At 37.4% G+C, this 12,534-nt stretch carries 13 protein-coding genes; 8 read left to right on the forward strand and 5 right to left on the reverse strand.

The features are described from left to right. Positions 1-77 precede the first annotated feature (77 nt). Entirely contained in the window at positions 78-746 is a 669-nt protein-coding gene (locus DJ533_RS13965; RefSeq protein ID WP_089024813.1) for a phosphatase PAP2 family protein, read from the forward strand. Between the two features lie 29 nt (positions 747-775). Here the strand turns inward: DJ533_RS13965 and DJ533_RS13970 are convergent, their stop codons facing one another. The 4 genes from DJ533_RS13970 to DJ533_RS13985 all read right to left on the reverse strand — a co-directional run bounded on the left by DJ533_RS13970 (position 776) and on the right by DJ533_RS13985 (position 5,917). After that, positions 776-2,107 carry an ATP-binding protein gene (locus DJ533_RS13970; RefSeq protein WP_065995521.1) on the reverse strand — a complete coding sequence of 444 codons (1,332 nt, stop codon included), beginning with the start codon at positions 2,105-2,107 and terminating at the stop codon, positions 776-778. Positions 2,108-2,137: 30 nt separating this feature from the next. Then, positions 2,138-2,812: a response regulator transcription factor gene (locus DJ533_RS13975; protein WP_065995520.1), complete on the reverse strand. Its 675-nt coding sequence runs from the start codon at positions 2,810-2,812 to the stop codon at positions 2,138-2,140. A gap of 15 nt (positions 2,813-2,827) precedes the next feature. Further along, positions 2,828-4,489: a phosphoethanolamine transferase gene (locus DJ533_RS13980; protein WP_065995519.1), complete on the reverse strand. Its 1,662-nt coding sequence runs from the start codon at positions 4,487-4,489 to the stop codon at positions 2,828-2,830. Between the two features lie 156 nt (positions 4,490-4,645). Next, the gene (locus DJ533_RS13985) at positions 4,646-5,917 is read right to left on the reverse strand and encodes an MFS transporter (RefSeq protein ID WP_065995518.1); all 1,272 of its coding nucleotides are present in this window, start codon (positions 5,915-5,917) and stop codon (positions 4,646-4,648) included. Positions 5,918-6,047: 130 nt separating this feature from the next. Between DJ533_RS13985 and DJ533_RS13990 the strand changes: the two genes are divergently transcribed. The 7 genes from DJ533_RS13990 to DJ533_RS14020 all read left to right on the forward strand — a co-directional run bounded on the left by DJ533_RS13990 (position 6,048) and on the right by DJ533_RS14020 (position 11,411). After that, positions 6,048-6,674 (forward strand): lysophospholipid acyltransferase family protein, encoded by a 627-nt coding sequence (locus DJ533_RS13990; RefSeq protein WP_065995517.1) that lies wholly within the window; start codon positions 6,048-6,050, stop codon positions 6,672-6,674. Between the two features lie 66 nt (positions 6,675-6,740). Then, the gene (locus DJ533_RS13995; protein ID WP_065995516.1) at positions 6,741-7,658 is read left to right on the forward strand and encodes a patatin-like phospholipase family protein; all 918 of its coding nucleotides are present in this window, start codon (positions 6,741-6,743) and stop codon (positions 7,656-7,658) included. Between the two features lie 132 nt (positions 7,659-7,790). After that, positions 7,791-8,264 carry an NfeD family protein gene (locus tag DJ533_RS14000; RefSeq protein ID WP_065995515.1) on the forward strand — a complete coding sequence of 158 codons (474 nt, stop codon included), beginning with the start codon at positions 7,791-7,793 and terminating at the stop codon, positions 8,262-8,264. A 23-nt stretch (positions 8,265-8,287) separates the two neighbouring features. Beyond that, a complete protein-coding gene (locus DJ533_RS14005) occupies positions 8,288-9,142 on the forward strand; it encodes an SPFH domain-containing protein (RefSeq protein ID WP_065995514.1) in 855 nt (284 codons plus the stop codon). Between the two features lie 158 nt (positions 9,143-9,300). After that, on the forward strand, positions 9,301-10,797 hold the full coding sequence (gene putP, locus DJ533_RS14010) for a sodium/proline symporter PutP (protein WP_065995513.1): 1,497 nt from the start codon (positions 9,301-9,303) through the stop codon (positions 10,795-10,797). A 128-nt stretch (positions 10,798-10,925) separates the two neighbouring features. Then, positions 10,926-11,111 carry a hypothetical protein gene (locus DJ533_RS14015; protein WP_065995512.1) on the forward strand — a complete coding sequence of 62 codons (186 nt, stop codon included), beginning with the start codon at positions 10,926-10,928 and terminating at the stop codon, positions 11,109-11,111. 105 nt (positions 11,112-11,216) lie between these two features. Continuing rightward, positions 11,217-11,411: a hypothetical protein gene (locus DJ533_RS14020; protein WP_065995511.1), complete on the forward strand. Its 195-nt coding sequence runs from the start codon at positions 11,217-11,219 to the stop codon at positions 11,409-11,411. Between the two features lie 96 nt (positions 11,412-11,507). Here DJ533_RS14020 and DJ533_RS14025 read toward each other — a convergent pair whose 3' ends face one another. Continuing rightward, on the reverse strand, positions 11,508-12,419 hold the full coding sequence (locus tag DJ533_RS14025) for a polyprenyl synthetase family protein (RefSeq protein WP_065995524.1): 912 nt from the start codon (positions 12,417-12,419) through the stop codon (positions 11,508-11,510). Positions 12,420-12,534 lie beyond the last annotated feature (115 nt).

Here is a 12,534-nt window from a genome sequence, read left to right on the forward strand (position 1 = left end):
TGCTTTAATCATAACCCCTATTTTCATGAACATTTTATATTTTATCCAATATGGTTTTCTCAAATTTTCAAAAGTTCATGCTGACATGTATTACATTTAGCGTTATTTCATGTTTGATTTTACTGCTTTATTTTCCTATTGGTGGTGCAATTGACCAAAGTTTAATGCGACCTTGGATGGATCAATTTGGACATTTTTTCTATCGTGACAATTATTATTTGGTGCAATGGAATCATAAGTATTTGAAAAATATTTTTATTTTAGGCTATGTCAGCTTTCTATTTTTATGGCTAGCCTCTTTCAAATTAGAACGTTTAAAACCTTATCGTTGGCGCTACGGCTATATGTTTTGGGTCAGTATATTTTCTACAGGTGTAGTGGGTTTATTAAAATCTCAATCTCGCCATGCCTGTCCATGGAATATGACACATGTCACTCCGACAGGATTTATCTGGGACTTTTCAGCAACGTATGGACATTGTTTTCCTGGCGGTCATGCGAGTACAGGTTTTGCTTTAATGACAGGATTTTTTGTCTATCGCTTAGTTTCAAAAAAATATGCCTATTTATTCTTGTTTTTAGCTCTAACTTTAGGCTTTATTATGGGGTGGGGGCAAATGATGCGAGGCGCACATTTCCTCAGTCATAATCTTTGGACAGCTTGGATAATATGGAGCTTAAATGTAGTCTTATACGCTGTTTTTTATAAGAAGTTTCAACAAAATACGCTATCATTGAGCAGGTGAAATATTTTGATTTCACCTTTTTTTAAACTTTACTGATCACTCAACTGCATGGGTAATTTTACCAAAACGTCTAAGCCTCCGAGTTCTTCACTACGAGATAAAGTCATTATACCCCCCAAATGTTGTACTGCTTTTTCCACAATTGACAGCCCTAAGCCACTGCCCACTTCCAGATGATGATGTATACGATAAAAACGTTTTAGAACTTTATCGTATAATTCAGCATCAATCCCAGGACCACTGTCTTCAATTTTTATAAATGCAGAACCATGCCTATCCTCAAATACAGAAATATTGATCACACCTGCATCAGGCGTATATTTAATGGCATTATCAATTAAATTAAAAATAATTGAATGCACACTTTGCTCAACACTAAACATCTGTACAGGATCATTGCGTAAAAAACCCAAATCAATATCTTTTTGCATCGCAAGATTTAATAATTGTTCAACACAGTTAAATGCGACATCATTCAACTGAAAAGTCGTAGCTGGTCGCTCATATTTTAAAGATGCATCCTGCTTTGCCAATGCCAATAGTTGTGTCACCAAATGCTGCATACGTGCCAAACCTTTACTTAGATTCAATAAGTTAGGATCATCAGGAAACTGGCTCATTAAAATTTTAGTTTGTAAATTTAATGCAGTAATGGGAGTTCTTAACTCATGTGCTGCATCGGCAACGAATTGACGTTGTTCCTGCTGTGCAATGGAAATGCGTTCAAATAAATGATTCATTTCATTAATGGTAGGTACAAGTTCTTCAGGGTAATGACTATTTTGAATGGATGTTAAACTATTTGAATCACGCAAAGACAGTTCAGATTTAAATTCCTCTAAGGGTTTTAAGCTTCTACGAATAATCAAAATCAATGCAAATAGGGCAAATGGCATAATCAACACATAGGGTAAAAACATCGTCCCTGCCAATTCAAATGCTAATTTTTCACGGACTTGAAATTGCTGACTGATTTGAATTTGATATTTTTCTGTAGGCAGTACATAAGCAATCCATGTGCCATGTTCAGTGTCTTGGGTATAAAAACCAGCTTTGGTCTTAGGCTCCACCAAATAATGATCGGCATGACTTAAATCTTTACGTTCACTATATGCCCAAACATCTATAAATAAATCTTCTTCGTGATAGCGTTTCTGGTGGTTAAATTCGCTTTCTAAAGGTCGTGCATTTTTGGCAACACGCTCCGCCAAATACACCATTTGCTCATCTAAAATTTCAGTGGTTTCATGCAATGAAATTTTATAAGCAGTGAAAATGAGCACACAGCCCATTAACACACTAAATAATGAAACATAAAGAATTAAACGTCTTCGCAGAGAATAGTGCTGTTTTTGTTTCATCTTTTTTGATCTACTTTTTTGATCTATGGCTTATGCTTGACCCAAGCGATAGCCCAAACCCCGTATGGTGCGAATAATATTTTTACCTAATTTTGAGCGAATATGATGCACATACACCTCAATGGTATTGCTATTAATTTCACTGTCTAAAGCATATAACTTATCTTCTAAATTGGTTTTAGAAAATATTTTATTGGGATGGGTCATCAGTGGAATTAGGATCGCCCACTCACGTTTAGACAATTCCACAAGTTCGCCTTTAAAGGTCGCTAAATGTTGCTCTACATCCAATACCAAATCGCCATTTTTCAGTATTTCAGCACCTGATTGTAGGCTCTGTGTTTGATTTGAACGGCGTAATAAAGCTTGAATACGTGCAATTAATTCTTCAAATTCATACGGCTTGATCAAATAATCATCTGCGCCTTGGTTTAATCCATCCACACGATTTTGCAGTTGGTCACGTGCAGAGATGATCAATACAGGGGTTGCTACCCGTTGCCGAATTTGCTTCAGTACTTGCATGCCATCCATCATTGGCAAGCCCAAGTCTAATAAAATCAAATCAAAGCTTTGATTGGTCAACTGCTTTAAACCATCCAAACCATTATTGACCCATTCCACCTCATACTCATGAAAGCGCAATAAAGTTAGCGTAGATTCAGCAATCATAAAGTCATCTTCGATCATTAAGATTTTAGTCATGTTTGGCTTCCTGTATTAACTACGTACAGCGCATTGGCTGAGCATATTATTATTTTGGTTAATCACTTGGGTTTTAACGCCCAACAGACTTAACAAACTCGGAAATAAATTATCCTGACTCAAGCTTTTGGTTTTTTGCTGCGCTAAACAATTCACCTGTGCGGCATTGGCTTGTTTCCAACTCTCCGAGAACCAAATCAACATTGGTACATGAGTTTGCTGACTCGGTGCAATTGAGTATGGTGCACCATGTAAGTACATCCCATGCTCACCCGTAGATTCACCATGATCAGACAAATACCAAAAACCAGTTCTATATTGTGTTTGTGCTTTTAAAATTTCAATCACTTGATTCAACACATAGTCGGTATATACGATACTATTGTCATAACTGTTCAATAATTCTTCACGCGTACAACCTTGAATCGCATTTGTATCACACGTCGGATGAAAAGCCTGAAACTCCTTCGGTGCACGTTTATAGTAAGCAGGACCATGACTGCCAACTTGGTGTAATACAATTAAACGAGGTGTAGCATCATTTTTCGGAATTGTAGAGATATATTGTTTTAAACTATCCACCAAAATACCATCTAAACACTCTCCCGCTTTACACCATTTTTGTTTTAAGCTTTCAGGAATTGTATACTGTTCAATTCGATTACACGCACCTTTACAACCTGAATTATTGTCAATCCATGTCACCTTGTAACCGGCACGTTGTGCAATATCAAGTAAACCTTCACGATGACTTGCCAGTTGTTCATCATATTCTGCTCTTGGCATTCCAGAGAACATACACGGCACTGATACTGCTGTAGCTGTACCACATGAACTCACTTGTGTGTAATTCATAATACCAGTTTGTTTGGATAATTCTGGATTCGTATTTTTGTTATAGCCATTGAGAGAGAAGCTCTCTGCACGTGCAGTTTCACCGACCACCAATACCATCAATTTTGGATGTTTTTGTGTTCCTGTATCTTCAACCAAATGTGCATCTTCACCATAACGAATCAAAGGTAAATTTTCTTTTGGGGCACGTTTATGAAAATAAGAACTGGTTGCACCAAATACATTTTGTGGAGAAATCATCCCCTTTAAGTCTCGATGTTCCCGAAATATCGCAGCAAAATCGACATAATAAACAAATAGTAAAGAGCCAATAACAGCAATAGAAGCCACACTGCTGGCTAATTTTTTTAACAATGTTTTCGAGATGGATTCAGAAATAATATTAATTTTTAAAATCAATACAATAGGCAAAATAATAAATGCAACTGTCCATAATATAAAGCGTAGTGAGATCAGATCACGCACTTCAGCAGGATCAGTTTGTATCATATTTTGAATTTGGTCTGGCGAAATCACCACCCCCAATGAATTAACAAAGTAAGCACTAAAACCACCCACAAAAACCAATAAAATCGTGACAGCTTTTAGTGTCCATTTCCAGCCTAAAATCTGTAAGATGAGATTATATAATGCAATCAAAATAACCGCAGTTGCCGCCAAAAAAGCAAATGATTTTATGCCTTGATAAGGCGTTAAAAGCTGGATCTGACGATAGAATGCAAAGTTTAAGCACACACCTAACCACACAGCGATTACCAAGATAAAAGCGCTGAATGATACGGTAATTTTTCGATTAAATTTTTTTTGTATAAAACCCAACATCTCAGTCTGATCGTCGTACATAAAAGATGTTTGACTGTAAAAATTAAAACTTAAAAAATACTTAATTTAACCTGAAAAAGTTTTAAGAAATATAATTAACTTATTAAAATTAATCATTTTAATATCATTTTATATTTTACTATTGGTTTAATTTTCCTATATTTGTTTTTGTTCTTGTTGTGCCCAAATAAAGATGGGGATTAAACACAATAATCCAATACCGCAAATCATCAATAAATAATCAAAATACCCCAACCAATCCCCTAAAATACCACTAAGACTATATAACACACCACTGACCGCAGCCATCACAGACACTTGAAAAGTAAAATCTGTCCCTGCGTGACTTTTACGACTGTATTGCATCACCAAAGTTAAAATCACGACCAACAACATGGCAGAGAACATATCTTCTAAGGCATTAATCAAATAAATCAATACATAATTAACTTTCATCTGTTGTTCAAGTTGATCAGCCAACCAAACATATCCCGCTAAACTGGTTAACTTTAAAATAGAAAATAAAATGAGCGCTCGAACACGTGAAAAATACTGTAAATATACGCTAGCTAGACCTGCACCACACAACGCTGCTGCCGCACCTAGCATAGTGATATACACACCAATTTGAGCATAAGATAAGCCTAAATCCACCAACAAAGGTTTAGTAATAGGACCTGCTAAGCCATCAGTAATTTTAATACTACATAATACGACCAACCACAGCAGCATTATTTTTGTATGTAAAAAATAGCGTAGATACGCTTGAATATGCTGCAATGTCTGTGATGAAAGCAATGTTTGATCAAATGGCTTGGACTGTTGCATATGTAAATGGTGTTGTGGCTCTCGGTAACATAAAGCAGGAATAATATTTAAAAAGACGATTGCGGCTAAAACTAAAAAAGTCATTTGCCATGTCAAACTATCCAATGCCCATAAAATCGCCCCACCACCCACAATAAATCCTAAACGTGAACCCACCACTTGAAACATATTGCCCCAATGTTGTTGTTCACCTTTCAGAATATTCACCGCTAACGCATCCGTAGCAATGTCTTGCGTTGCACCAATACCATTCATCAACAACAACGCAATAAAAAACCCTAAAAGATACATAGGTTGATTTAAGGCTTGGATCGGTAAAAAAGACAAAATAATTAAAATGACAACGGTAAGTAACTGACTGGGAATAATCCAACTTCGATAATGCCCAAAAGCCGATGAACCATAACGATCAACCCAAGGTGCCCACAACACTTTTATTGCCCAAGGTGCCATCAACAAACCAAAACCACCGATATGTGTCAGCGAAACCCCTTGCGCACGTAAAATCACAGGCAAAGCATGTGTCATAAAACCTACAGGTAAACCTTGCGCCCAGTACAATGAAAACAGCAAAACATAGAGTTGTGGTGCTTTTAGCATAAGATATTTGCCTTTCACTTAAATGGGGGTGGGTTAAGAATTGTTATTGTGCTAATTTATATGCATTTATCAATGTATAATTTTTAGCTAAAGTCCTATATTTACAAATAGTTTTAGTGCTATATGAACAATGACAATACATTTTCCAGAACTTCCTGACCAAGTGCCTTATCGTGGAACCTTAAAAAGTAGAGCTTTTTTTAAAAAACTTTACCTTGTGCAAGGCTGGCGCTTTGACGGCGAATTTCCAAATATCCCCAAAGCGGTCGCAATTGTTTCACCACATACTTCTAACTTTGATGGATTGTATGCATTTTTAGCGATGCTCGGCATTGGCTTAAAGGTGACGATTTTTGGTAAAGACAGTTTATTTAAACCACCATTTGACACGTTGTTTAAATGGATTGGAGTAATTCCTGTACATCGTGACTCACCGCATGGATTAACCCAACAAATTGTCAATGTCATTCAATCGACCAACAAAATTTGGATCGCAATTGCGCCAGAAGGTACCCGTAAACAAGCTGAAAAAATCAAAAGTGGATTCTATCATATTGCCATGGGCGCAAATATTCCGATCGTCATGTTTGCTTTTGATTATGATGCCAAAGTGATTCGTTGTTTGGGAGTATTACAACCGACTGGCGACTACGATGCCGATCTAGCCCAAATTTTTAAGCATTATGAGGGTCGTTTTTCTCCAAAAAATCCAGCTCGATTGGCAAAACCTTTACAAAAACTTTTTATAAAGCGCTAGAAAATAATATCGTAATCTGTTGTGATGTTGCGCATATTTTGCTTGATTGATGAATAGACAAATACCATGCAGATAAAACACTTTGGACTCATCGGCTTACTTGGTTTGGCATTGGTCGGTTGTGATAAAACCGTAAAAAACCCACCCACAACTACAACGCTTAAAGCACGTGAACCTGTGATTGCGATTGCTCTAGGCGGCGGCGGTGCGAAAGGTTTTGCACATATTGGTGTGATCAAAGTATTGGAGTCACATGGCATTAAACCAAAGATCGTGACAGGTACTAGTGCGGGCAGTTTTGTTGGTAGTATTTATGCCAGTGGTAAAACACCTTATCAAATGCAACAAATCGCCTTACAACTCAAAGAATCCGATATTCGAGATTTGACCTTGAACCGACAAGGCATAGTTTTGGGTGAAAAACTACAAAATTACGTAAATAATCATGTCGCAAATAAACCGATTGAAAAATTCCCGATTCGTTTTGCTGCAGTGGCAACACGCTTAGACAATGGTAAAAAAGCAGAGTTTATCAAAGGCAATGCAGGACAAGCTGTTCGAGCATCTTGCAGTATTCCCAATGTCTTTGTACCAACAACGATTGGTAATACTAAATATGTCGATGGTGGACTAGTCAGCCCAATTCCTGTGCAAACTGCAAAAAATATGGGCGCAGATATTGTGATTGCAGTAGATATTTCTGCACGTCCATCAGGCAGTCAACCGATGAACATGTGGGGCTTGCTTGATCAAACCATTAATATTATGGGCCAACAAAGTATTAATTCTGAACTTTCTCAAGCCAATATCGTGATTCAACCTAAAGTTGGACATTTAGGGACTTTGGACTTAAAAGCAAGTAATCAAGCGATTTTGGAAGGCGAAAAAGCAGCCCAACTCAAGATTACTGCCATTCAAAATGCCATTAACAACTTTAAAAAATCTCCTGCTGCATTACAACCTGCGCCTAAAGCCAGAATCTAGTTTTTGAAAAAAATGACTCACTGCTTATAACAACAAGTTGGTCATTTTTTTAATATTCATTTTCACTTCAATCTGTTACATTGGATATGATGATTCGTCATCTACCTCCATGATCACGATTAGAGTAGACGTATGAATTTTATAATAGAACCTTGGCATTGGTTGGTTTTGGGTGTTCTTTTGATACTCTTTGAACTAATTCTGCCTTCTTTTGCTGCATTGTGGTTTGGAATCGCAGCGACTTTGGTTGCCATTCTTTTTTGGCTTTTTCCAAGTATGTCATTAACTACTCAGATCATCTTCTGGCTCATTCTGTCAGTGACTTGTACGGTTTCTTGGTTCAAATTTATCAAACCATTGTCTAAAGATAAAACCAAAGCAGGTTTGGCACGTGAATCCACCATTGGTCAAATCGGTATGGTGATTCAAGCTGATTTAGCCCATGATCAAGTCAAAGTACGTTTTCCAATGCCTGTTTTAGGTGCGGATGAATGGAACTGTCGATCACTCTCCCCTGTTGCAGTAGGTGATCGTGTCCGTGTGGTTGATATTTCAGGCAATGATTTGGTGATCCAACCTCATCAAACCACCCAATCCCCATTATAATTTTTTAAAAAAGAGGAATAAAAATGTCAATTGGTTCAATTATTGCAATTGCTCTCGCTGTCTTGGTCGTAGTCACAATATTCAAAGGTGTTCGCATTGTTCCGCAAGGCTATAAATGGATCGTGCAACGTTTAGGTAAATATGACAGTACATTAAGCCCAGGACTAAATTTTATTATTCCTTATGTTGATGAAGTCGCGTATAAAATTACCACCAAAGATATTGTATTAGACATTCCTTCACAAGAAGTTATTACCCGTGACAATGCTGTATTGCTCATGAATGCAGTTGCCTATATCAATATCACTACACCAGAAAAAGCAGTGTATGGTATTGAAAACTATACATGGGCAATTCAAAACCTCGTACAAACCTCATTGCGTTCTATCGTGGGTGAAATGGATTTAGACGATGCTTTATCTTCACGTGACCATATCAAAGCTAAGCTAAAAGCTGCGATTTCTGATGACATTTCAGACTGGGGAATTACCCTCAAAACTGTAGAAATTCAAGATATTCAGCCTTCTGCAACCATGCAGTCAGCGATGGAAGCCCAAGCTGCGGCTGAACGTCAGCGTCGTGCAACGGTCACCAAAGCGGATGGTGAAAAACAAGCGGCTATTTTAGAGGCAGATGGACGTTTGGAAGCATCTCGTCGTGATGCTGAAGCACAAGTGGTATTAGCAGAGGCTTCTCAAAAAGCTATTTCGATGGTGACTTCTGCGGTGGGAGATAAAGAAATTCCTGTGGCATATTTGTTAGGTGAGCAATATGTCAAAGCTATGCAAGATATGGCCAAATCGAATAATGCTAAAACTGTGGTATTACCAGCAGATGTATTAAATACGATTCGTGGTGTCATGGGTAGAAATAACTAATATTTTATTTTTCAATATAATAGGCAGAGTTTAGGCTGCCTATTTTTTCTTATGCACAATAATTAGTCAGCAAATATTATGAATTTGTGCTTAAATTTCACGTTATTTTTTGAAATACCCCATTTCAGATAGTTGTCTTACATACACTTGGACTGCGTATGAGCTCCCTAAACCCAACCCTAATCACCTTTATGTTCTATATTGTCGCCATGCTTGTGATTGGCTTATTGGCATATCGAGCAACCAAAGATTTTTCTGACTATATCTTAGGTGGACGCCGTTTAGGTAGCTTTGTCACTGCATTATCCGCTGGTGCATCAGACATGAGTGGTTGGCTACTTATGGGCTTACCTGGAGCGATTTATCTGTTTGGTTTATCAAAAATGTGGATTGCGGTCGGTTTGATTCTTGGTGCCTGGCTGAATTGGTTGCTGGTTGCAGGTCGTTTACGTGTGCATACCGAAGTACAGAATAATGCCCTCACCTTGCCTGATTATTTTTCAAATCGTTTTGATGACCGTAAAAAAGTGTTACGTGTCATTTCTGCTGTCGTGATTTTGATCTTCTTTGCAGTGTACTGTGCTTCAGGCATGGTCGCAGGTGCACGTTTGTTTGAAGGCATGTTTGATATGTCCTATAACACTGCACTGTGGATTAGTGCTGTTGCAACCATCAGTTATGTATTTATTGGCGGTTTCTTGGCTGTGAGTTGGACAGACACCATTCAAGCAACATTGATGATTTTTGCGTTATTACTGACCCCAATTGTGACTATTTTAAGTATCGGGGATCTATCACAAGTGACAATGGCACTAGAAGCTGCACGTCCACATGCATTAGATTTATTTACTGATTTAAGTACTGTTGCGGTCATTTCATCGCTTGCTTGGGGCTTAGGCTATTTTGGACAACCACATATTTTAGTGCGCTTTATGGCAATAGATTCGATCAAATCTATTCCTAATGCACGCCGTATTGGGATGACATGGATGACTCTATGTCTCGGTGGTGCTGTCGCTGCTGGTTTCTTTGGTATCGCATTTTTCTATCTACATCCTGAACTTGCGAGCAGTGTCAGCGCCAATCATGAATTGATTTTTATTGAACTCACTAAAATTTTATTCAATCCTTGGATTGCAGGTATTGTATTGGCTGCAATTTTAGCAGCAGTGATGAGTACTTTAAGTTGTCAATTATTAGTATGTTCAAGCACCTTAACGGAAGATTTTTATAAAGCCTTTATTCGTAAATCAGCTTCGCAAAAAGAATTAGTTTGGGTTGGGCGTTTAATGGTGTTATTGATTGCGGTCTTAGCGATTGTTTTAGCGCATGATCCAGACTCAGAGGTATTGGGCTTAGTGGCAAATGCATGGGCTGGGTTTGGTGCAGCATTTGGTCCCTTAATTATTTTCTCCTTGTCCTGGAAACGTATGACTTTATCAGGCGCAATTGCAGGCATGGTAGTAGGAGCTGTGGTAGTGATTCTTTGGGTGACTGTACCTGCTTTGATTGCAACAGAACTTTACTCGATTATTCCTGGCTTTATAGCATCTGTGATTGCAATTATAGTTGTCAGTTTACTCAGTAAAAAACCAAATGCAGATGTAGTTCAACGTTTTGAGCAAGCAGATCAAATTTATCAAGACTTAAAATAATTCTGTTTCATCTAGTCTCCTTACGATAATGGGACACAAAATGTCCCATTTTTGTCAAAAATCACATTACATATTAATTAAATATTATGTTATTGTAATTTTTTAATGTTGATTTGGGGAGACTTTCATTGAAAAAGTTAAAACGTCTTAATTTGCGCCCTCAAGATCCTACTTTTATTTGGCTATCTTCTTTTATTTTTACTGCAGAAAAAGAAAAATGGACAAAAGCTGAAATTCAAGAAGTTGTAAAAGCTGTTAAAAATTTAGATCGCGATGGTGCTTTTGAAAAACTTGTCAATTTGATTGAAATTTAAAATAAGTAATGTATTTTTGTCTCAAGACACAATAAAAAGATATGTTATATTATTGCAACAATTATTTTTAATATAATAGCGATAAACTCATTTGGATAGAGAAAATTGAAAAAGTTAAAACACCTTCACCTTCGACCTCAAGACACACTCTTTATTTGGTTATCTTCTTTTATTTTTACTGCAGAAAAAGAAAAATGGACGAAAGCTGAAATTCAAGAAGTGGTACAAACGGTGAAGTATTTAGATCGTGACAGTGCTTTTGAGAAACTCAGTAGTTTGATTGAGGTGAAAAATAAATAAAGCGATAAGACACATCTCCTCTATTTTTAAGATCAACCACAAATCGCAAGCAACAATTTTATTTCACTTGCGATTTCACAATCTTTAAATCTTAACTTAACTTTTTCTGGCTAATAAAAAATTTGAAATCTGATTCAGTTCCAAAGCATCTTCACCGAAATAAGCTAGTGCTTCAAAGGCTTGATGGTGTAAGCTTTGCGCATAAGCTTTGGCTTTTTCTAAACCCATTAATGCAGGATAAGTTGATTTATCTACCTGTTCATCTTTCCCTGCTGTTTTACCTAATGAGACAGTATCTGACACCACATCTAAAATGTCATCTTGTACTTGAAAAGCCAAACCAATCGCTTGCCCAAACTGACGTAACTGAGGAATAGCGTGATCAGTCCCTTCAAAAATTGTCACAGCAGCCATCATAATTGCCGCTTGGATTAGAGCACCCGTTTTATTTCTGTGGATATTTTCCAGTTGTGTTTGATCTACATGCTGACCTTCTGCTTGTAAATCCAACACTTGCCCACAAACCATTTTAGAAGATGCAGTAGCTAGAATCTGCATTTGTTTTAATATAATTGCAGTATCAATCGGCTGAATTTGATCAAATAAACGGCTGCCCAATACTTCAAATGCCATAGACTGTAGAATGTCACCCGCTAAAAGCGCAGTATCTTCACCAAAAGCCACATGACAAGTCGGTTGCCCACGACGCAACAAATCATTATCCATACAGGGTAAATCATCGTGTGCCAGTGAATAGCAATGAATTAATTCAATTGCAACCGCAGCACGGCGCACTGCTGCAAAATTTGGATTATTCACTTGTAATGCCGAAGTTGCATAGCACAATGCTGGTCGTACGCGTTTTCCTCCCAACATTACAGCATGATGCACTGCTGATCTTAAAGGTTCAGGAAGAGAAAAAGCCTCTAATGCTATTTGTAAATCCTGCTGAATACGCTGTTGCGCTTGCTTTAATACATCTGCATTCACATTAGAAATTGCGGTCACTTTTGCCTCGAAATTCAAATGATGAGTCACTGTAACTCAAATTTAAGCCCTGCATATTCTACATTGAAACATCTTCACAGGCATCTATTTCAAGGTTTATTTAAATAAAGAAAGA

This window comes from Acinetobacter defluvii (assembly GCF_001704615.3).
In the GTDB taxonomy this organism is placed as follows: Bacteria; Pseudomonadota; Gammaproteobacteria; order Pseudomonadales; family Moraxellaceae; genus Acinetobacter; species Acinetobacter defluvii.